A 19,542-nucleotide genomic window follows, 5' to 3' on the forward strand; every position below is an offset into this window, starting at 1 on the left:
CTGACGGCCCGGACATTGTCCGGGCCGTTTCGTTTGTGGCTTCCGTTGCCGGTTGTCGCTGGGGCCGCGCTGAAAGATGGCTTTTTGCTTGCATTATTCGAACTGGATCAGCACATTAGCGTGCAAACCTCAAGTCGGGACTGACTTGCCATGCGCGCCTTCCTCCGTTTTTCCCTCATCGCCCTGGCTGCCACCCTCGCTGCCTGTTCCGGCCACGCCCCGACTCCCGAGCCCGTCTACACCCCGCCCGTCTTCAGCAATGCCCAGAGTTCGCCCGAGGCCGAGGACGTGCTGTTCCGTGCGCTGGGCCTGGTGGGCACGCCCTACCGCTACGGCGGCAACACCCCCGACAGCGGGTTCGATTGCAGCGGCCTGATCGGCTACGTGTACCGCGACGCCGCTGGCATCCAGCTGCCGCGCTCGACCCGCGAGCTGATCGCCATGCGGGCGCCCGACGTCGGGCAGGATGCATTGCAGAGCGGTGACCTGGTGTTCTTCGCCACCAATGGCGGCAGCCAGGTCAGCCATGCCGGCATCTACGTCGGCGAGGGGCGCTTCGTCCATGCGCCGTCGAGCGGCGGAACGGTGCGCCTGGACAGCCTGTCCAACCGCTACTGGCAGAAGAGCTACCTGAATGCCAAGCGCGTGCTGGCGGAGCCGAGGCTGGCCCGCACTCCCTGACGGCTTACCTGCGGTCCCGCCATGACCAACCGAACCCTGGCCCTCGACGACGCCCTCCACCGTTACCTCCTCGATGTCAGCCTGCGCGAGTCGCCCCTGCTGGAGCGCCTGCGTGCCGAAACGGCTGCCCTGCCGACGGCCAACTGGCAGATCGCCCCGGAGCAGGGGCAGTTCATGGCATTGCTGGTGCGCCTCATGGGCGTGCGGCGAATTCTCGAGGTCGGCACCTACACCGGCTACAGCGCCCTGGTGATGGCTGAGGCGCTGCCCGAGGACGGCCGGGTGGTCTGCCTGGACCGGGCGGGGGATTACCACGCCATTGCCCGGCGCTACTGGCACGAAGCCGGCGTCGAGGCGCGCATCCAGCTGCGCACAGGCGAAGCCCTGGCCTGCCTGGAGGCGCTTGAGCGGGAAGGGGGTGAGGCGTTCGACCTCGTCTTCATCGATGCCGACAAGGCCAACTACCCGCGCTACCTGGAGCATGCCTTGCGCCTGGTGCGTCGCGGCGGGCTGGTGTTGTTCGACAACGTGCTGTGGAGCGGCCGTGTGCTGCAGGCCGAGCCCGACAGCGACGACACCCGTGGCATCCAGGCGCTCAACCGTGCCTTGAAGACGGACCCGCGGGTGGAGGTCAGCCTGCTGCCCCTGGGTGATGGCCTGACCCTGTGCCGCAAGCGCTGAGCCATGGCCGACGTCATCCGCCTGCCACCCCAACCCGAAGCCTGTGAGCTCTGCGGGCGCGCCACGCTGCTGACCCGCCACCACCTCATCCCCAAGGCGCTCCACGACAAGCCCTACGTGCGCAAGCGCTTCGACCGCAGCGAGCGCATCACCGCGACCCTCTGGGTCTGCCGGCCCTGCCACAACCAGATCCACCGGCTGTTCACCGAGAAGGAGCTGGCGCTCACCTACAACACCCGCGAGGCGCTGATGGCCCACGCGGACCTGCGCACCTTCGTCGACTGGCTGGCCACCAAGCCGCCGGGGTTCTCGCCGCGTCACTGACGCCGTTTTTCGGCCTGACCGAAGCGGGCACAATGGCGCTTTTGACCGAGGTGCCCGGAATGCCGCCGATCCCCGCCGAACTGACCCAACGCCTTGCCCGCAGCCAGCGCCTGGTGATCTTCACCGGGGCCGGGGTGTCTGCGGAGAGCGGGATCCCCACCTTCCGTGAGGCTCAGACCGGCCTCTGGGCACGCTACAACCCCGAGCAACTGGCCAGCCCCGACGGGTTCCGGGCGGACCCGCAGCTGGTCTGGGACTGGTACGCCTGGCGCCGACAGCGCTGCCTGGAGGCGCAGCCCAACCCCGCGCACCGGGCCATCGCCGCCCTGCAGCAGCGCCTGCCGGGAACCGAGCTGATCACCCAGAACGTCGATGGCCTGCATGCGAGGGCCGGCAGCACGGAGTTGCTGGAGTTGCACGGCAACATCCACCAGCTGCACTGCTTCCGCTGCGGGGCCAAGGGCGGCGAATGGCCTGAGGAGGCGGGGCCGGTGCCGCATTGCGCGTGCGGCGGGCTGTTGCGCCCCTCGGTGGTGTGGTTCGGCGAGAACCTGCCGGCGCCCGTGCTGGCCAAGGCGGTGCAGGCCAGCGAGGCGGCCGACCTGTTCCTCAGCATTGGCACCTCCAGCCTGGTCTACCCGGCGGCGGAGCTGCCCTACCTGGCCCGGCACCAGGGTGCCTACCTGGTGGAGATCAACCCTCAGCCGACGCCCCTCAGCGCCCACGCCGACCTGTGCCTGCACGGTCCGGCGGGCGAGGTGCTGCCGGCCCTGCTGGCGAGCCTCGATCAGCTGGAGTAGGGAGGGATGCGCCGCTGCGGCCATGCCACAGCGGCGCGAGAGGGTCAGGCGTAGTTCTGCGGAGCCAGCTTACGTTCGACCAGCTCGATGAGGATGTGCACCACCTTGATGTGCAGCTCCTGCACGCGGTCGGCGAAGTCGCCGCCCGGCGCGCAGACGCACACGTCCGCCAGCGCTTCCAGTTGCGAGCCGGGCTTGCCGGTCAGGGCGATGACCTTCACGCCCAGCGCCTTGGCGGCTTCGGCGGCCTTGATCACGTTCGGGCTGCGGCCGCTGGTGCTGAAGGCCAGCAGCACGTCGCCTTCGCGGCCGTGGGACTCGATGTAGCGGGAGAAGATGTGGTCGTAGCCGAAGTCATTGGCGACGCAGCTGATGTGGCTGGCGTCGCTGATGGAGATGGCGGCGATCCCCGGGCGGTTCTTGCGGTAGCGCCCGGTCAGCTCCTCGGCGAAGTGCATGGCGTCGCACATCGAGCCACCGTTGCCGCAGGAGAACGCCTTGCCCTTGTTCTCGAAGCTGGCGACCAGCAGGTCGGCGGCCCGTTCGATGTTGCGCAGGGTCGCCTCGTTGTCGATGAAGGCGTCCAGGGCGCGCCTGGCTTCCTCCAGGCTGTTGCGGATGTGGCTCAGCATGGTGACTCCCTTCAGGGCAGATCGTGGCTGGAGTAGAACGCGGACAGCACCTTCACCAGGTGCGCCAGGTCATGGCTGCCGGCCAGTTCGCGGATGGAGTGCATGGCGAAGGTGGGCAGGCCGATGTCCACGGTGCGCACGCCCAGCTGGCTGGCGGTGATCGGGCCGATGGTGGAGCCGCAACCCATGTCGCTGCGGGTGACGAAGCTCTGCACCGGCACTTCGTTCTCCAGGCACAGGTGGCGGAAGAACCCGGCGGTCTCGCTGTTGGTGGCGTAGCGCTGGTTGCTGTTGATCTTGATCACCGGGCCGGCGTTGAGCTTGGGCCCGTGGTTGCCGTCGTGCTTGTCGGCGTAGTTGGGGTGCACGCCGTGGGCGTTGTCGGCGGAGACCAGCAGCGAGCGCTGGATCACCCGGGCGAAGGTGTCGCCTTCGGGCAGCAGGCGGCGCAGCACCTGCTCCAGGAAGGGGCCGTCGGCGCCGCAGGCGGAGCAGGAGCCCACTTCCTCGTGGTCGGTGCAGACCAGTACGCAGCTTTCGTCGCCCTCGGCGGCCAGCAGTGCCTGCAGGCCGGCATAGCAGGAGAGCAGGTTGTCCAGGCGGGCGCCGGCGATGAAGTCACCGCCCAGGCCGATCACGGCGGCGTCCTGGGTGTCGTAGAAGCTCAGCTCGTAGTCGAGCACGGCATCGGCGGTGACGCCGTGCTCCAGGGTCAGCTGTTCGGCCAGCAGGTCACGGAATTCGCGGGTCTCGCCGGTGGCCAGCTGGGCCAGGATCGGCGGCAGCTCGGTCTGCGGGTTGATCGCCCAGCCCTGGTTGGCCTCGCGGTTGAGGTGGATGGCCAGGTTGGGGATGACGGCGATGGGGGCCTGGAAGTCCACCAGCTGGCTTTCCACGCGCCCGGCGGAACGGTAGGTGACGCGACCGGCGATGGACAGGTCGCGGTCGAACCAGGGCGCCAGCAGGGCGCCGCCGTAGACTTCCACGCCCAGTTGCCAGAAGCCCTGGCGGTGCAGTTCGGGGTTGGGCTTGATGCGCAGGCACGGGCTGTCGGTGTGGGCGCCGACCAGGCGCAGGCCGCCTTCGAGGGGGGCGCGCTTGCCGAGGCGTACTGCGATCAGCGAGGAGTCGTTGCGGGTCACGTAGTAGCGACCACCGGCTTCGGCACGCCAGGCTTCGCGCTCATCCAGATGCACGTAGCCGGCGGCTTCCAGGCGCTTGGCCAGGCTGCGGGTGGCATGGAAAGGGGTAGGCGAGGCCTTGAGGAAATCGATCAGGCCCTGGTTCAACTCTTCGCGCATAAAACACTCCAGGCGGCAGTGGGCCGGAGTTTATCCCATCAGGCTCGGGGTTTAGCAGGCGAAGGGCGATGAATTTTGGCCAGCGGGGCGATAGTCACGGGCGCCGTGCGATCAGGCCGTACAGGTGCCAGTGCTTGGTGCGGCCTCGGGCGGTGGTGCCGTCGCGGTCGATTTCCTCCAGGTGCAGCACCTCCCAGCCGGCCAGCAGGGCGTCCAGCTGCGTGCGGGTGAAGGTGCAGACCTCGGGGCTGGCCCAGTCGTCGCGCTCGCCCAGCAGGTTGCCGCAGAACAGCCCGCCACCGGCCAGTGCCCGCGCGATGCGGTGCCACAGGCCGGGGAAGTGCGTCGGGGCGCAGAAGGGCAGGGCGAAGGCGCTGTTCACCAGGTGGGCGGCGGGCAGCTCGGTGTGTTCGAAGGGTTCGCAACGGGTTTGCAGGCGAGGCGCCCAGGCGGGGTCGAGCTGGGCCTGGAGGCGCTCCAGGGCTTCGGCTGCCTTGTCCACCGCCAGCACCTGCCAGCCCCGGCGCAGCAGCTCCAGGCTGTCGCGCCCGGCGCCGCAGCCCAGATCGATGGCCAGGCCATCGGTGCGGCCGAGGAGTTCCAGGGCCTTGAGCAGTTCGGGCCAGGGCGGTGCCCCCTGGGTGCGGTCGTAGTAGAGGCGGTCGGCCATTGCTCAGAACGGCGCGGGGCACTCGAAGCGCAGGCGCTCGCCGCTCACCGGGTGGGTGAAGGCGAGCATGCTGGCGTGCAGGCACAGGCGTTCGTGGGCGGCCAGGGCTTCGTCGTGGGCGTACAGGCGGTCCCCCAGCAGCGGGTGGCCGATGGCGAGCATGTGCACGCGCAACTGGTGGGAGCGGCCGGTCACCGGGGTCAGCTCGACGCGGCAGTGGTTGCCGCAGCGCTCCAGCACGCGCCAGAAGGTCAGGGCGTGGCGGCCCTGCTCGTGGTCCACCACGTGGCGTGGCTTGGTCGGCGGGTCGTAGCGCAGGGGCAGTTCGATGCGCCCGCTGTCCTGCTCCGGCTGGCCCCAGCACAGGGCGGTGTAGGCCTTCTCGGTCTCGCGGTCATGGAACTGGCGGGACAGCTCGCGGTGGCTGTCCGGGTCACGGGCCAGCAGGATGATGCCCGAGGTCTCCCAGTCCAGCCGGTGCACGATCAGCGCCTCCGGGTAGCCGTTCTGCTGCAGGCGGGTGATCAGGCAGTCCTTGTTGTCCTCGGCACGGCCGGGGACGGACAGCAGCAGCGTCGGTTTGTTGATGACCAGGAAGGCCGGGTCCTGGTGGAGTATCTGGATCTGCGAGAGGGGCATCTGGGGTACCGGAAATGACGACGGCGGCCGAGGCCGCCGTCCTTGCTCACCCGCCGATCAACGATCGGGGAGGGTGATGTTCAGCTCGAGGATGGAGCAGTTGCCCTGGTCCTCCAGCATGACCTGGACCTGGTCCTGGTCGATGTTGACGTATTTGCGGATCACCTCCACGAGCTCCTTCTGCAGGGCCGGCAGGTAGTCCGGCTGGCTGCGTTGGCCACGCTCGTGGGCCACGATGATCTGAAGTCGTTCTTTAGCGATCGAAGCGCTGCTCTGCTTCTTCCGCTCGCGAAAGAAGTCAAGAATGTTCATTCACGGCCTCCAAAAAGGCGTTGCAGGAATCCTTTCTTCTGCACATCGAGGAAGCGGTGAGGCAGTTCCTTTCCGAGCAGGCGGTCGACGGCATCGCTGTACGCCTGACCGGCGTCGCTCTGATCGTCGAGGATGACCGGAATGCCCTGGTTGGATGCCTTGAGCACCGCCTGGGATTCCGGGATGACGCCCAGCAGGCGGATGGCGAGGATTTCCTCGACGTCCTCCACGCCCAGCATTTCGCCCTTGGTGACGCGTTCAGGGTCGTAACGGGTGAGCAGCAGGCGCTCCTTGATCGGCTCCTCGCCCTTCTCGGCGCGGCGGGACTTGCTGGCCAGCAGGCCGAGCATGCGATCGGAGTCGCGCACCGAGGAGACTTCGGGGTTGGTCACCACGATGGCCTCGTCGGCGTAGTACATGGCCAGGTGGGCGCCCTTCTCGATGCCGGCGGGGGAGTCGCAGACCACGTATTCGAAGCTCTGTGCCAGCTCTTCGATGACCTTGCCGACGCCTTCGATGGTCAGGGCGTCCTTGTCACGGGTCTGGCTGGCAGCCAGGACGTAGAGGTTGTCGAGGCGCTTGTCCTTGATCAGGGCCTGGGTGAGGGAGGCTTCGCCGTTGATGACGTTGACGAAGTCGTACACCACGCGGCGCTCGCAACCCATGATCAGGTCCAGGTTACGCAGGCCGACGTCGAAGTCGACGATGACGGTTTTGTGGCCGCGCAGTGCGAGGCCGGTGCCGATGGCGGCGCTGGTGGTGGTTTTGCCGACGCCACCCTTGCCGGACGTGACAACGAGGATCTTGGCCAAGGTGATTCACCCCAAAGAAGATAGAAATGGCGGGTAGCCTGCAGGCCCGGGATCGGCCGTCCTGGCGCCCGTTCAGGTCCCTTAAAATCGCGGCAGTATCCGTTAAAGGCGGGTGATGTTCAACACATCCCCCGACAGGCTGACCTGCACGGAATGGCCCCATGACGGATCGCGGCGCAGGTCCTCCGCGACCTTGTACTGGCCAGCCACCGAAACCAGTTCGGCGGCCAATTGCTGGCAGAAGATCCGCGCCTGGGTATTGCCCTTGATGCCGGCCAGGGCGCGGCCTCGCATTGGGCCGTACACATGGATGTTGCCATCGGCCAGAAGTTCCGCACCCGGGCTCACCGGGGCGAGCACCACCAGGTCGCCACCGGGGGCGTAGACCTGCTGGCCGCCGCGCACCGGCGTGGTCACCAGCTTGGTGGGGCGGACCACCGGCTCCGGCGGCTTCTCGGGGGTTTTCTCTTCCTTCTTCACGGCGCCGGGCTCAACCGGGTCGATGGGGCGCTCGCGGGCGCCGGAGGGCGGCAGCACCGGCAGGTCCAGGGCATTGGCGGCCGCGACGTCCTGCTCGCGGCTGGCACGGATGGCCAGGGTGCGCAGGCCGTGGCGACGGCAGATTTCCATCAGCGCCGGCAGGTCCAGCTCGCCTTCGCCCTCGGGCAGCTTGTCCAGGGCCATGACCAGGGGCGTGTTCTGGAAGAAGTTGGGGGCCTGGGCGACCTTGTCCGCGAGCTGGCGATCCAGCCGTTCGAGGTCGTTGTGCGCCAGCTCCATCACGGTGATGGCGAGCATGCTGCCCTTGAGTTGGAACACGGGATCTTGGTCGAGGAGGTCAGCTTGGCTCATGGTCGTTCTGCGGGGTTCGGTGGGCAGGACTTATAGCGATATCGACCCGCCGTCGCAACCCGGATTCCGTGCCGGGGAGGCCGAGCGGCGGGCAATTCTGTAGAATGCCGGCCCTTGTCGATCTGCTTCGGAATCCTGATGGAACGTCCCCGTTTCCGTGCCGCCTTCCTGCACCCGCGTTTCTGGCCGCTGTGGCTGGGCCTGGGGCTGCTCTGGCTGCTCACCCAACTGCCTTACCCGGCGCTGGTGCGCCTCGGGCGCGTGCTCGGGGGCTGGATGGGGCGGCTGGCCGGCTCGCGTCGTCGCATCGTCCGGCGCAACCTTGAGCTGTGCTTCCCGACCATGACGGCGGAGGCCCGTGAGCGCTTGCTGCGGGAGAACTTCGCCTCCACCGGCATCGCCTTCTTCGAGATGGCCATGAGCTGGTGGTGGCCGGCCGCGCGCCTGCGTCGCCTGGCCCACATCGAAGGCCTGGAGCACCTGCAGCAGGCCCAGGCCGAAGGGCACGGCGTGATCCTCATGGCCCTGCACTTCACCACCCTGGAGATCGGCGCGGCGCTGCTCGGCCAGGTGCACACCATCGACGGCATGTACCGCGAGCACAAGAACCCGTTGTTCGACTACATCCAGCGCCGGGGCCGCGAGCGCCACAACCTGGACGCCACCGCCATCGAGCGCGAAGACGTGCGCGCCATGCTCAAGGTGCTGCGTGCCGGCCGTGCCATCTGGTACGCGCCGGACCAGGACTACGGTGCCAAGCAGAGCCTGTTCGTGCCGCTGTTCGGGATCACCGCCGCCACCGTCACCGCCACCACCAAGTTCGCCCGCCTGGGCCGTGCCAAGGTGCTGCCTTTCACCCAGGAGCGGCTGGCCGATGGCTCGGGCTACCGCCTGGTGGTGCACCCGCCGCTGGCGGACTTCCCCGGCGAGAGCGAAGAGGCGGACTGCATCCGCATCAACCAGTGGATCGAGCAGGAGGTCAGCCGCCTGCCCGAGCAGTACCTCTGGGCGCACCGGCGCTTCAAGAGCCGGCCCGAGGGCGAGCCCAAGCTCTATTAGCGCTGGCCTACACTTGCGAGAAAAACAGCGGACGCCGCCATGACTTCGACCCCCGCCGCCACACCCGTCACAGGCCTGATCCTTTCCGGGGGTGGCGCCCGGGCGGCCTACCAGGTGGGGGTGCTGGCCGCCATCGCCGACCTGCTGCCGGATTCGGCGTGCAACCCCTTCCCGGTGATCGTCGGCACCTCCGCCGGTGCCATCAATGCCGTGGGCCTGGCCTGCGGTGCCCTGCACTTCAGTGAGGCGATCCGTCGTCTGACCGCCGTCTGGCAGGGCTTCGAGACGCACCAGGTGTACCGCAGCGACTGGCCCGGGGTGATGCGCCAGAGCCTGCGCTTCCTCGGCCACAGCCTGCTGGGCATGAACCGCCACTCGCCGGTGGCGCTGCTGGACAACGCGCCGCTGCGCACCCTGCTGGAGCGCGAGCTGGATTTCTCCGGCATCGCCGCCGCCATCCGCATGCGCCAGCTGCGTGCCGTGGCGGTGACCGCCTTCGGCTACGAGACCGGCCAGGCGGTGACCTTCTATCAAGGCCGCGCCACCATCGACCCCTGGTTCCGCCACCGCCGTGGCGGCGTGCCGACCCGGCTGAGTGTCGAGCACCTGCTGGCCAGCGCCGCGATCCCGCTGATCTTCCCGCCGGTCAGGCTGCACCGCGAATACTACGGCGACGGCGCGGTGCGCCAGTCGGCACCCATCAGCCCGGCGCTGCACCTGGGCGCCAGCCGGGTGCTGGTGGTGGGGGTGAGTGGCAACCCCAGTGAGGACGCCCGCGACAACGGCATGGCCCGCATTGGCACCGGCAACCCGCCGAGCCTCGCGCAGATCGGCGGGCACATGCTCAACAGCACCTTCATCGACAACCTGGAAAGCGACATCGAGCTGCTGGAACGGATCAACCAGCTCAGCCGGCTGATCCCCGACGAGGCCCACCGGCGCAACCTGGGGATGAAGCCGGTGGAGGTGCTGGTGGTGTCGCCCAGCCGGCCGCTGGATGAAATCGCCGCGCGCCATCGGCGCGAGCTGCCCCGTGCCATCCGCACCTTCCTGCGCGGACCGGGCGCCACCAAGGCCAGTGGCGCCGGGGTGATCAGCTACCTGCTGTTCGAGGCCGGCTACTGCAACGAGCTGATCGAGCTGGGCTACCAGGACGCCATGGCACAGAAGCTGGAGCTGCTGGCGTTCCTCGGCCTGTCCGAGGAAGCCACGCTGCCCGAACCGGCCTAGCCGGCCAGGCGGCCGTCGCGGTAGTCGCGCAGCGCCTGTTCGATCTCCTCCCGGCTGTTCATCACGAAGGGCCCGTACTGCACGATGGGCTCGCCCAGCGGGCGGCCCGCCAGCAGCAGCACCTTCGCGCCCTCGCTGCTCGCCAGCTCGACTGCACCCTGTTCCGAAAGACGCGCCAGACGCCCCTTGCCGACCGGGTTGCCGTTCACATGCAGCGCGCCTTCGTACACGTACAGCAGCACCCGCAGGCCGTCGGCCAGGCGCGGCGCCACCCGGCTGCCGGCGGGCAGGTGGAGGTCGAAGAGGTGGGGTTCGGTGTGCGGGCGCTGCACCGCACCGTCCTGTTGCACCTGGCCATCGTCGAAGCGACCGGCGATCACCCGTGCCTCGACCCCACCGGCCGTGCGCAGGTGCGGAATCTCGGCCGGGGCGAAGTCGCGGTAGCCGGGGTCGCCGAGCTTGTCCCTGGCCGGCAGGTTGAGCCAGATCTGGAAGCCGCGCATGACGCCCTCCTGCTGCTCCGGCATCTCGCTGTGGATGATGCCGCGGGCGGCCGTCATCCACTGCACGCCGCCGTTCTGCAGCAGGCCGACGTTGCCCAGGTGGTCTTCGTGGCGCATGCGCCCTTCGAGCATGTAGGTGATGGTCTCGAAGCCCCGGTGCGGGTGGGCGGGGAAGCCGGCGACGTAGTCGTCCGGGTTGGCCGAGCCGAACTCGTCGAGCATCAGGAAGGGGTCGAAGCGCGGGATGCCCTGCTCGGCGAAGACGCGGATCAGGTTGACCCCGGCGCCGTCGGAAGCGGGCTGGCCGGGGCGTTGCTCAAGAAGCTGGCGATAGGTGCTCATGGGAGCCTCCCTGGATGACGGACCGGGCGATCCTAATCCAGGGAATTGAATGAATGGTGCGTGATTTTGCGTGGTTTCAATCGAAGTGCTGGATGAGTAGCCGATGAGCCCCCCACCCGGTTCCCGGGCGGGGAGGGCGCATCACTCGGCGATCTGCAGCTTGCGCGACTCGGTGTAGACGTAGCGGATCTTCTCGTACTCGAACGGCGAGTTGAGCTGGCCGTAGCGGAAGCTGGTGGTGTAGCGCTTGTCGACGATGCGCAGCGCGGTGATTTCCGGGTGGTCGCTGCTCACCTCCGCCACGTTGAGGAAGTTGATCTGGTTCTCCGCGGCGAAATCCACCACCAGGCCGGTGGTGTCGCGCAGGTTCGACGGCCCCAGCAGCGGCAGCATCAGGTAGGGGCCGGCGCCGACGCCGTAGAAGCCCAGGGTCTGGCCGAAGTCCTCGCTCTGCTTGGGCAGGCCCATCAGGGTGGCCGGGTCCCACAGGCCGACCACGCCGATGGTGGTGTTGATCAGCAGGCGCCCGGTGACCTCCATGGAGCGCTGGCCCTTGAACTGCAGCAGGCTGTTGACCAGGTTGGGCACGTCGCCGAGGTTGCTGAAGAAGTTGCTCACGCCGCTGCGTACGAAGCGCGGCGTGACGTAGGTGTAGCCACGCACCACGGGCAGGAACACCCACTGATCGAAGCGGTAGTTGAAGTGGTAGACGCGGCGGTTCCAGGACTCCAGCGGGTCGTAGACCTCCAGGGCATCGAAGGTCGAGCGCTCGAACTCGCGCTGGTCCAGGCCGGGGTTGAACGTCAGCTGGCGCAGTGGCTGGGTGAAGCCGTCCGGGTCGGCAACGGGTTTGGCCGGGGTGTCGGCGAATACCGGCAGGCTGGCCAGCAGCAGGGCGGGCAGGAGTGCGTACTTAGCCACGGAAGAACTCCAGCATGGCGTCGCTGTTGACGCGGTAGTTGAGGTTGCCGCAGTGCCCGCCATGGGGGTAGACGGTCAGGCGGTCGCCGAAGGTACGGCGCAGGAAGCCCAGGTCACCGGTGCCGAGGATCACGTCGTCGGCGTTGTGCATCACCGCGATCTTGCTGCTGCTTTTGAGGTAGTCCTCCAGGGCGTAGAGGCTCACTTGGTCGATCAATTGGGTGAGGCTGCCGCCGTCGAAGCGCGCGCGCCAGAAGGGGATCAGTTGCTCGGTGATGTAGCAGTCGAAGTCACACAGCAGTGCGCCCTTGAAGTAGGGCGTCAGGCTCGTGCCTTCGGTGATGGGCATCTTCACCGGGGTGATCAGCCCGCGGCGGTTGATCAGGTCCGAAGTGAAGGCGATGTCCGAGGCGGAGAAGCGGAACGAGGTGCCGATCAGCATCGCCATCTGTTCGTTGGAGAGCTTCTGCTTGGACTGCTGGAAGTCGTAGAGCATCGCGTCGTTGATGTCGACGTAGCCGCGCTGCTGGAAGTAGCGGGTCAGCTTGCCCAGCACCACTTCATAGAAGTTGGTGTTGGTGTCGATGCCCTTCACCCGGGTCTGCACCAGGCGGTCCAGGTTGCTGATGGAGGTGTAGAGGTTCACCGGCGGGTTGAGCAGCAGCACGCGCTTGAAGTTGAAGCTGCGCCGGGTCTCGTCCAGGTGGCTGACGAAGGCCGCCTCCAGGGCGCCCAGGCTGTAGCCGGTGAGGTAGAAGTCGGTGACCGGCAGGCGCGGGTGCTGCGCGCGCACGGCCTGCATCACCCGGTACAGATCGTCGGCGTCCTCGGTGGACAGGCCGGGGGTGGCGAAGCGCGAGGCGGCGGCCATGAAGTCGTAGCTGCTCGGCGAGGACAGTTGCACCACGTGGAAGCCGGCGCCGTAGAACAGCTTCTTCAGGTACTCGGCGAGGGTGCTGGAGTAGTGCGCACCGGTGCCGGCGATGATGAACACCAGCGGCGCCGCGTGGTCCTGCTTGGCCAGGCGGTAGCCCAGGGTGCGCACCGGCCAGAAGTTGTCCGGCAGCTGGAACTCCCGCTCGGGGCGCAGCTTCAGCGAGTAGTCGGCCTGGTCGATGTCCTCGTCGTCCGGCAGCTCGGGACGCAGCTCGGGCGGCGTGGTGGCGATGGTCGCCTCGAACGGGTTGGTCAGCGGGTAGCCGTAGCTGGCCGCGTCGATGTCGGCCGCCCACAGCGGGGCACAGAAAAGCAGGCCGCCAAGCAGGGCGGCGATACGGCGGGTCAGGGCCATGTGGGTCGTTCTCGTGGCTGGAGCGTGAGGGCCGAGTGAAGTACGCAGGCTATGACAAGCGCAACCGCAGCAAAGTGCCGCAGTGAGTGGCAATCTGCCTGCCCCCGGCCAGGCTGGCAAGAACAAAGCCGTGGGCGGCTCAGTCCAGGCGCTCGATGCGCTCCAGCCAGACCAGTTCGCAGGCGCCGTTGCCGGTGTCCTCGCGGGTCAGCGAGCTGACCCAGGTGAAGCCGTCGTCGCCGTCCACCCTGACCAGTTGCCCGATGATGCGGATGCGCTGGCCGGGCGCCACGTCCGCCAGGTCGCGAGCTACCTGCGCCGTGGCCGGGATCATGTGCATGTTGGCGCTGTGGGTCTCGATCTCCCGCCGGGGAATGGGGAAGCGCTCGGTAGACCAGTGGTACCAGCGGTTGCCCTGGGTGATGCGGATCTGCGCCAGCACCGCCGGATCGGCCATAGGCCCCCAGCCCAGGGCCAGGTCGGTGGGGGAGAGGCGGGCGCCGGCGTCGAAGCGGTAGTCCTCGCGGCCGAGGATGCGCGCCTCCAGCTGGAAGGGCTGCAGCGGGGTGATGCGGTCCTTGCCCACGCGCAGCTCCCCGAAGGCGCTGTTGGCCGGCGGTGTGTGCGGAGTGGGGCGGGCCATGGTGTAGAGCATCCAGGCCAGGGCCAGCGCCGCGCAGAGGTAGACGAAGCGGGACAGGTTCATGGGGCGCAGTGTAGTGGCTGCAGGGCAAGGCGGAACCCGGCGCCTGGCCCCTCGTCACAATTGTGCGAAGCACCTTGCATAAGGCTTGCGGCGGTTTATCCTTGGCGCCGCTTTTCATCCACCGGAGAGAACCATGTCCCGCCGTTTCCCCCTCATTGCCCTGCTGGTGCTGTTCGCCCTCTGGTTGGCCGGCAGCTACGGGTTGCGCTATGCGCTGATGGAGGATGCCCAGTGGGTCGGGCTCTGCGTGGAAGACGCCCAGCGCTGGGAATGCCAGCTGCGTGCCGGCCTGGGCCTGCTGATCCACCACCGGGTGATCGCCCTGGGGGCCCTGGGCCTGGCGCTGGTGGCCTTCTTCCTGCCCGGCCGCGCCGGCTGGCGCCTGGGTGTGCTGGGCATGCTGGTGGCCCTGCCGGCCATGGTGCTGTACAGCGCCAGCATCGGCGTGTTCGCCGTGGTGATCGCAGCCCTGCGGCTGGTACGTCGCCCGGGGGCAACGCCCGCCACGGCCTGACGGCCCATGTCACTGGAAAGGGATGCCGAGGCATCCCTTTTTTATTGACGCCGTTCTGTACGCACTCACGCCGGCTCCGCTATTTTTTCCCGATCAACCAGGGAGAGACGCATGTTCGAATCTGCGGAAATCGGCCATTCCATCGACAAGGACACCTACGAGAAAGGTGTGCTGGAGCTTCGCGAGGCGCTGCTGGAGGCGCAGTTCGAGCTGAAGCAGCAGGCACGCTTCCCGGTGGTCATCCTGATCAACGGCATCGAGGGGGCCGGCAAGGGCGAGACGGTCAAGCTGCTCAACGAGTGGATGGACCCGCGCCTGATCCATGTCGAGAGCTTCCTCACCCCCACCGACGAGGAGCTGGCGCGGCCGCCGCAGTGGCGTTTCTGGCGCAAGCTGCCGCCCAAGGGGCAGATCGGCATCTTCTTCGGCAACTGGTACAGCCAGATGCTCCACGCCCGGGTGGAGGGCGACATCAAGGACGCCCGCTTCGACCAGGCCATCGACGGCGCCGAGCGCTTCGAGCGGATGCTCTGCGACGAGGGCGCGCTGATCTTCAAGTTCTGGTTCCACCTTTCCAAGAAGCAGCTCAAGCAGCGCCTCAAGACCCTGGAAAGCGACCCCCAGCGCAGCTGGCAGCTCAACCCGCTGGACTGGAAGCAGAGCGAGACCTACGACCGCTTCGTGCGCTTCGGCGAGCGCATGTTGCGCCGTACCAGCCGCGACTATGCGCCCTGGTACGTGATCGAGGGCATCGACGAGCATTACCGCAGCCTCAGCGTCGGCCGCATCCTGCTGGAGGGCCTGCAGGCGGCGCTCAAGCGCAAGGACCGCCAGCAACCGCAACCCCATGCCGCACCGCTGACTTCCAGCCTGGACAACCGCAGCCTGCTGGACGCCCTCGACCTCGGCCTGTCCCTGGACAAGGACGAATACCGCGAACAACTGGCCGCCGAGCAGGCGCGCCTGGCCAAGCTGATGTGGGACAAGCGCTTCCGCAGCCATGCGCTGATGGCGGTGTTCGAGGGCAACGACGCCGCCGGCAAGGGCGGGGCGATCCGCCGCGTCACCGGCGCCCTCGACCCGCGCCAGTACCGCACCGTGCCCATTGCCGCCCCCACCGAGGAGGAGCGCGCGCAGCCCTACCTGTGGCGTTTCTGGCGGCACGTGCCGCCGCGCCGGCAGTTCACTATCTTCGACCGCTCCTGGTACGGCCGGGTGCTGGTGGAGCGGGTCGAGGGGTTCTGCAGCCAGGCCGACTGGCTGCGGGCCTACAGCGAGATCAACGACTTCGAGGAGCAACTGCACGACCACGGCATCGTGGTGGTGAAGTTCTGGCTGGCCATCGACAAGGACGAGCAGATGAAGCGCTTCAAGGAGCGCGAGCAGACCTCGTTCAAGCGCTACAAGATCACCGAGGAAGACTGGCGCAACCGCGACAAGTGGGACCAGTACGTCAGCGCGGTGGGCGACATGGTGGACCGCACCAGCACCGAGATCGCGCCCTGGACCCTGGTGGAGGCCAACGACAAGCGCTTTGCTCGGGTGAAGGTGCTGCGCACCATCAATGACGCCCTGGAGGCCGCCTTCCGCAAGTCCTGAACCATGGGCGCGCATACGCCGGGTGAATGATCGTCGCGGGCGAGGATAGTCGGCATCTATCCTCGCCCCATCGTCAATGGACACCCGTCCTCCAACCGACAAGAAAGAGGTGCCTCATGCGTGAAGTGGTGATAGTCGACAGCGTCCGGACCGGCCTGGCCAAGTCCTTCCGCGGCAAGTTCAACATGACTCGGCCCGACGACATGGCCGCCCACTGCGTGAATGCGCTGCTGGCACGCAACGACCTGGACCCGGCGCTGGTGGACGACTGCGTGGTCGGGGCCGGCTCCAACGAAGGCGCCCAGGGCCACAACATCGGCCGTAACGTGGCCGTGCTGTCCGGCCTGGGCATCGGCGTCGCCGGCATGACCCTGAACCGCTACTGCTCCTCCGGCCTGCAGGCCATCGCCATCGCCGCCAACCAGATCGCCTCCGGCTGCAGCGACGTGATGGTGGCCGGCGGCGTGGAGTCCATCACCCTGACGCTGAAAAGCATCAACCAGGACAACTTCGTCAACCCGCGCCTGAAGCTGGAACACCCCGGCATCTACTACCCTATGGGCCAGACCGCCGAGATCGTCGCGCGCCGCTATAACGTCAGCCGCGAGGTCCAGGACCTCTACGCCCTGCAGAGCCAGCAGCGCACCGCCCGCGCCCAGGCCGACGGCCTGTTCGCCGACGAGATCGTGCCGATGAACGTCAAGTACGCGGTGGAGGACAAGGCCACCGGCGAGAAGCAGATTCTCGACGGCGTGGTCGACCGCGACGACTGCAACCGCGCCGACACCACCCTGGAGGGCCTGAACAGCCTCAAGCCGGTGTTCTCCGAAGACGGCAGCGTCACCGCCGGCAACTCCTCCCAGCTCTCCGACGGCGCCTCCATGACCCTGCTGATGAGCCTGGACAAGGCCATCGAGCTGGGCCTCAAGCCCCGTGCCTTCTTCCGTGGCTTCACCGTGGCCGGCTGCGAGCCGGACGAAATGGGCATCGGCCCGGTGTTCTCGGTGCCCAAGCTGCTCAAGGCCCGTGGCCTGAGCATCGACGACATCGACCTGTGGGAGCTGAACGAGGCCTTCGCCTCCCAGTGCGTCTACGCCCGTGATCGCCTGGGCATCGACAACGAGAAGTACAACGTCAACGGCGGCTCCATCTCCATCGGCCACCCCTTCGGCATGACCGGCTCGCGCCAGGTCGGCCACCTGGTGCGCGAGCTGCAGCGTCGCGGCAAGCGCTACGGCATCGTCACCATGTGCGTGGGCGGCGGCATGGGCGCCACCGGGCTGTTCGAAGCGGTCCGCTGAGTTCCGGCGGCCCATATGCGCGAAACCCGCTGGAGGGAACTCCAGCGGGTTTCGTCGTTTCAGGGCGGCAGGTTCGTCAGGCGCGGCTGGCAACGATCTCCTTGGCCTGGACCATGCGGCGGATGTAGGAGGTGATTTCCCGCTCGGCATCGGCCCGGGTGAAGTAGGGGCCTTCCAGGGTGCCTTCGCGGGTGGCGAAGAAGTACTGGCCGTTCACCGAGCTGATCCGGTCGCTGCGGTAGTGGGTGCCGGGACCGGCGTCTTCAGTGCGTTGGCCGTACATGCGGGCTCTCCGAAAGCGGCGTACAGATGCCTGGAGTCTAATGCGTCGCCGCTGCGCTGCACGGGCCGGCGATGGACGGTTGTGATCACAGGTGCGGATGGTCGACCGGTACAGTTGTCCGGCAGCCTGGCGGGCGGGTGTAGCTGTCCTGCCGGCCGGGCCCGCCCTAGAATGGCGCACCCGCCGTCTTGCGGGCCCTGCCCTGAGGTTTCCCATGCATGTTTCATCCGGCCGCTGGTTTCTCGGCCTGGTTCTCGCCCTCGTCACTGCGGTGCTCTGGGGCATCCTGCCCATCAAGCTGAAGGAAGTGCTGAAGGTGATGGACCCGGTCACCGTGACCTGGTACCGCCTGGTGGTTTCCGGCTCCCTGCTGTTCCTCTACCTGGCGGCCACGCGGCGCCTGCCGACGTTCCGACCGCTGGGGCGCAAGGGCGGCTGGCTGGTGGCGCTGGCCATCGCCGGCCTGCTGGGCAACTACGTGCTCTACCTGATGGGCCTGCGCATGCTGACGCCGGGCACCACGCAGCTGGTGATCCAGGTGGCGCCGATCCTGCTGTTGCTGGGCAGCCTGTTCGTCTTCAAGGAGCGCTTCAGCCTCGGCCAGGCCCTGGGCCTGCTGGTGCTGGTGAGCGGCTTCGGGCTGTTCTTCAACCAGCGCCTGGAGGAGTTGTTCACCTCCCTGGGCAGCTACACCACCGGTGTGCTGATCGTCCTCGGCGCGGCCTTCGTCTGGACCTTCTACGGGCTGGCGCAGAAGCAGCTGCTGACGGTGTGGAATTCCATGCAGGTCATGATGGTGATCTACCTCGGCTGCGCCCTGCTGCTGACCCCCTGGGTCTCGCCGCTGGAGGCGCTGCAACTGAGCCCGCTGCAGGGCTGGCTGCTGCTGGCTTGCTGCCTGAACACCCTGGTGGCCTACGGCGCCTTCGCCGAGGCCCTGGCCCATTGGGAGGCCTCCCGGGTCAGCGCGACGCTGGCCATCACCCCGCTGGTGACCTTCGCCTCGGTGGCGGTCGCCGCCAGCCTGTGGCCGGACCACGTCCACCCCGAGCAGATCAACGGCCTGGCCTACGGCGGGGCCGTGCTGGTGGTGCTGGGCTCGGCGCTGACCGCCCTGGCACCCTCACTGGTGCGCAGCTGGAAGGCCCGCCGCCAGCGGGCCGGGTGATACCACTCAGGCGTGGCCCTTGCCGCCCAGCAGCTTGAACCAGAAGGCCACGCCATTGGCCAGCTCGGTGCGCAGGGTGGCAGCGTCCAGCTGGTCCGCCCGCTCGCCGAGCACCCGTCGCCAGGCCGGTAGCTGGGGCAGGCTTTCGTCGTCTGGCTCGCTGGCGCAGAGGCGGCTGGCCACCTGCACCAGGTCGGCCAGGTCGGCCCGCTCGCCGTGCTGGCGATCCCAGTGGGTGCGATGGCGCGCGCAGTCCACCAGCACCGGGGGCAGCTTCCAGGCGGTCAGCACCACCACGCCGATGTCTGCCGAGAGCTGGTCGCACAGCTGCTCCAGCACGGCCTCCTCGCGGGGGATCTCGGGCCACTGGTCGGCCTCGTCCAGCAGCGGCAGGCTGCCGATGTCCTGCACCAGGCCGGCGAGCATGGCGTCTTCCAGGGAGAGTCGGGTGTAGTCCTGAGCCAGGCAGGCGCAGTAGGCGGCGCAGAGCAGGGCGGTGTTCCAGCGATGGCGGAAGACCTTCTGCAGCACCGGGTCCTGGGTGGTCAGCAGGTTCTGCAGGGTGAAGCTGAGCACCAGGTTGTTCAGGCGCTGCATGCCCAGGCGGGCGATCACCTCCTGCAGGTTCACCCCCGGCCGCAGGTTGCGCAGCAGCGGGGTGGCGGCGAACTGCATCAGGTAGGCCGCCAGCGGCGGGTTGCTGTGCAGCAGGCGCGTCACCTGCTCCAGGGAGGCGTGCTCGGACGAGAGCAGCTTGCGCAGCTGCATCGAGGTCTCCGGCATCTGCGGGACCTTGGCCTCGCCCTTCATGAAGTGGCTGAGCAGCGAGAACTTGAGGCGGTCGTAGCGGTTATCCATGGGGTGTGTCCTTCCTCCCTCCTCGATTGACAAGAGTAGAGGGCATTTCTTAGGGTGCCCGAC

General features: G+C 67.8%; 23 protein-coding genes. 10 read left to right on the forward strand and 13 right to left on the reverse strand.

Annotated elements, in window-relative coordinates:
* Positions 1–150: 150 nt before the first annotated feature.
* From BM198_RS11355 to BM198_RS11370, 4 genes are read left to right on the forward strand one after another with little or no spacing between them, the layout of a single operon-like run.
* On the forward strand, positions 151–681 hold the full coding sequence (locus tag BM198_RS11355; RefSeq protein ID WP_044412560.1) for a C40 family peptidase: 531 nt from the start codon (positions 151–153) through the stop codon (positions 679–681).
* Positions 682–702: 21 nt separating this feature from the next.
* Positions 703–1,362, forward strand: a complete 660-nt coding sequence (locus BM198_RS11360; protein WP_074970018.1) for an O-methyltransferase — start codon at positions 703–705, stop codon at positions 1,360–1,362.
* Between the two features lie 3 nt (positions 1,363–1,365).
* Complete coding sequence (locus tag BM198_RS11365) at positions 1,366–1,686, forward strand: hypothetical protein (protein WP_044412554.1); 321 nt, start codon at positions 1,366–1,368, stop codon at positions 1,684–1,686.
* A 59-nt stretch (positions 1,687–1,745) separates the two neighbouring features.
* The gene (locus BM198_RS11370; protein ID WP_074970020.1) at positions 1,746–2,486 is read left to right on the forward strand and encodes an SIR2 family NAD-dependent protein deacylase; all 741 of its coding nucleotides are present in this window, start codon (positions 1,746–1,748) and stop codon (positions 2,484–2,486) included.
* Between the two features lie 44 nt (positions 2,487–2,530).
* Here BM198_RS11370 and lpcA read toward each other — a convergent pair whose 3' ends face one another.
* From lpcA to minC, 7 genes are all read right to left on the reverse strand, one after another.
* Entirely contained in the window at positions 2,531–3,118 is a 588-nt protein-coding gene (gene lpcA, locus BM198_RS11375; protein WP_044412550.1) for a D-sedoheptulose 7-phosphate isomerase, read from the reverse strand.
* 11 nt (positions 3,119–3,129) lie between these two features.
* On the reverse strand, positions 3,130–4,419 hold the full coding sequence (locus BM198_RS11380; RefSeq protein ID WP_069559737.1) for a M18 family aminopeptidase: 1,290 nt from the start codon (positions 4,417–4,419) through the stop codon (positions 3,130–3,132).
* Between the two features lie 94 nt (positions 4,420–4,513).
* On the reverse strand, positions 4,514–5,089 hold the full coding sequence (locus BM198_RS11385) for a class I SAM-dependent methyltransferase (RefSeq protein ID WP_074970022.1): 576 nt from the start codon (positions 5,087–5,089) through the stop codon (positions 4,514–4,516).
* A gap of 3 nt (positions 5,090–5,092) precedes the next feature.
* Positions 5,093–5,728 carry an RluA family pseudouridine synthase gene (locus tag BM198_RS11390; protein WP_044412544.1) on the reverse strand — a complete coding sequence of 212 codons (636 nt, stop codon included), beginning with the start codon at positions 5,726–5,728 and terminating at the stop codon, positions 5,093–5,095.
* 57 nt (positions 5,729–5,785) lie between these two features.
* Positions 5,786–6,040 (reverse strand): cell division topological specificity factor MinE, encoded by a 255-nt coding sequence (gene minE / locus BM198_RS11395; protein WP_044412541.1) that lies wholly within the window; start codon positions 6,038–6,040, stop codon positions 5,786–5,788.
* Complete coding sequence (gene minD / locus BM198_RS11400) at positions 6,037–6,852, reverse strand: septum site-determining protein MinD (RefSeq protein WP_044412538.1); 816 nt, start codon at positions 6,850–6,852, stop codon at positions 6,037–6,039. The genes minE and minD overlap by 4 nt, the downstream gene beginning before the upstream one ends.
* Positions 6,853–6,954: 102 nt before the next feature.
* Complete coding sequence (gene minC, locus BM198_RS11405; protein ID WP_074970024.1) at positions 6,955–7,704, reverse strand: septum site-determining protein MinC; 750 nt, start codon at positions 7,702–7,704, stop codon at positions 6,955–6,957.
* 138 nt (positions 7,705–7,842) lie between these two features.
* Between minC and BM198_RS11410 the strand changes: the two genes are divergently transcribed.
* Both BM198_RS11410 and BM198_RS11415 read left to right on the forward strand, forming a co-directional pair.
* Positions 7,843–8,763 (forward strand): lipid A biosynthesis lauroyl acyltransferase, encoded by a 921-nt coding sequence (locus tag BM198_RS11410; RefSeq protein ID WP_074970026.1) that lies wholly within the window; start codon positions 7,843–7,845, stop codon positions 8,761–8,763.
* Between the two features lie 39 nt (positions 8,764–8,802).
* A complete protein-coding gene (locus BM198_RS11415; RefSeq protein ID WP_074970028.1) occupies positions 8,803–9,993 on the forward strand; it encodes a patatin-like phospholipase family protein in 1,191 nt (396 codons plus the stop codon).
* Here the strand turns inward: BM198_RS11415 and BM198_RS11420 are convergent.
* From BM198_RS11420 to BM198_RS11435, 4 genes are all read right to left on the reverse strand, one after another.
* A complete protein-coding gene (locus BM198_RS11420; protein WP_074970030.1) occupies positions 9,990–10,838 on the reverse strand; it encodes a pirin family protein in 849 nt (282 codons plus the stop codon). The two genes, BM198_RS11415 and BM198_RS11420, sit on opposite strands and share 4 nt — an antisense overlap.
* A 141-nt stretch (positions 10,839–10,979) precedes the next feature.
* Entirely contained in the window at positions 10,980–11,759 is a 780-nt protein-coding gene (locus tag BM198_RS11425; protein WP_074970032.1) for an MlaA family lipoprotein, read from the reverse strand.
* Positions 11,752–13,050, reverse strand: coding sequence for an alpha/beta fold hydrolase family protein (locus BM198_RS11430; protein WP_044412521.1), 1,299 nt, complete (start codon positions 13,048–13,050; stop codon positions 11,752–11,754). Before BM198_RS11430 ends, BM198_RS11425 begins: the two co-directional genes overlap by 8 nt.
* A gap of 139 nt (positions 13,051–13,189) precedes the next feature.
* Positions 13,190–13,756 carry a hypothetical protein gene (locus BM198_RS11435; RefSeq protein ID WP_074970034.1) on the reverse strand — a complete coding sequence of 189 codons (567 nt, stop codon included), beginning with the start codon at positions 13,754–13,756 and terminating at the stop codon, positions 13,190–13,192.
* Between the two features lie 133 nt (positions 13,757–13,889).
* Here BM198_RS11435 and BM198_RS11440 point away from each other — a divergent pair, with 133 nt between their 5' ends.
* From BM198_RS11440 to BM198_RS11450, 3 genes are all read left to right on the forward strand, one after another.
* On the forward strand, positions 13,890–14,270 hold the full coding sequence (locus BM198_RS11440) for a hypothetical protein (protein WP_074970036.1): 381 nt from the start codon (positions 13,890–13,892) through the stop codon (positions 14,268–14,270).
* Between the two features lie 111 nt (positions 14,271–14,381).
* Positions 14,382–15,869, forward strand: a complete 1,488-nt coding sequence (gene pap, locus BM198_RS11445) for a polyphosphate:AMP phosphotransferase (RefSeq protein WP_074970038.1) — start codon at positions 14,382–14,384, stop codon at positions 15,867–15,869.
* Between the two features lie 116 nt (positions 15,870–15,985).
* Positions 15,986–17,170 carry a thiolase family protein gene (locus BM198_RS11450; protein ID WP_074970040.1) on the forward strand — a complete coding sequence of 395 codons (1,185 nt, stop codon included), beginning with the start codon at positions 15,986–15,988 and terminating at the stop codon, positions 17,168–17,170.
* Positions 17,171–17,246: 76 nt separating this feature from the next.
* Here BM198_RS11450 and BM198_RS11455 read toward each other — a convergent pair whose 3' ends face one another.
* Positions 17,247–17,453, reverse strand: a complete 207-nt coding sequence (locus tag BM198_RS11455) for a DUF6316 family protein (RefSeq protein WP_074970042.1) — start codon at positions 17,451–17,453, stop codon at positions 17,247–17,249.
* Positions 17,454–17,667: 214 nt separating this feature from the next.
* On the opposite strand from BM198_RS11455, the gene BM198_RS11460 reads away from it, so the two are divergent.
* Entirely contained in the window at positions 17,668–18,621 is a 954-nt protein-coding gene (locus BM198_RS11460; protein WP_074970044.1) for a DMT family transporter, read from the forward strand.
* Positions 18,622–18,627: 6 nt separating this feature from the next.
* Here the strand turns inward: BM198_RS11460 and BM198_RS11465 are convergent, their stop codons facing one another.
* Positions 18,628–19,479 carry an HDOD domain-containing protein gene (locus BM198_RS11465; RefSeq protein ID WP_074970046.1) on the reverse strand — a complete coding sequence of 284 codons (852 nt, stop codon included), beginning with the start codon at positions 19,477–19,479 and terminating at the stop codon, positions 18,628–18,630.
* Positions 19,480–19,542 lie beyond the last annotated feature (63 nt).

The sequence above is a fragment of the Metapseudomonas otitidis genome, from assembly GCF_900111835.1.
GTDB lineage: Bacteria > Pseudomonadota > Gammaproteobacteria > Pseudomonadales > Pseudomonadaceae > Metapseudomonas > Metapseudomonas otitidis.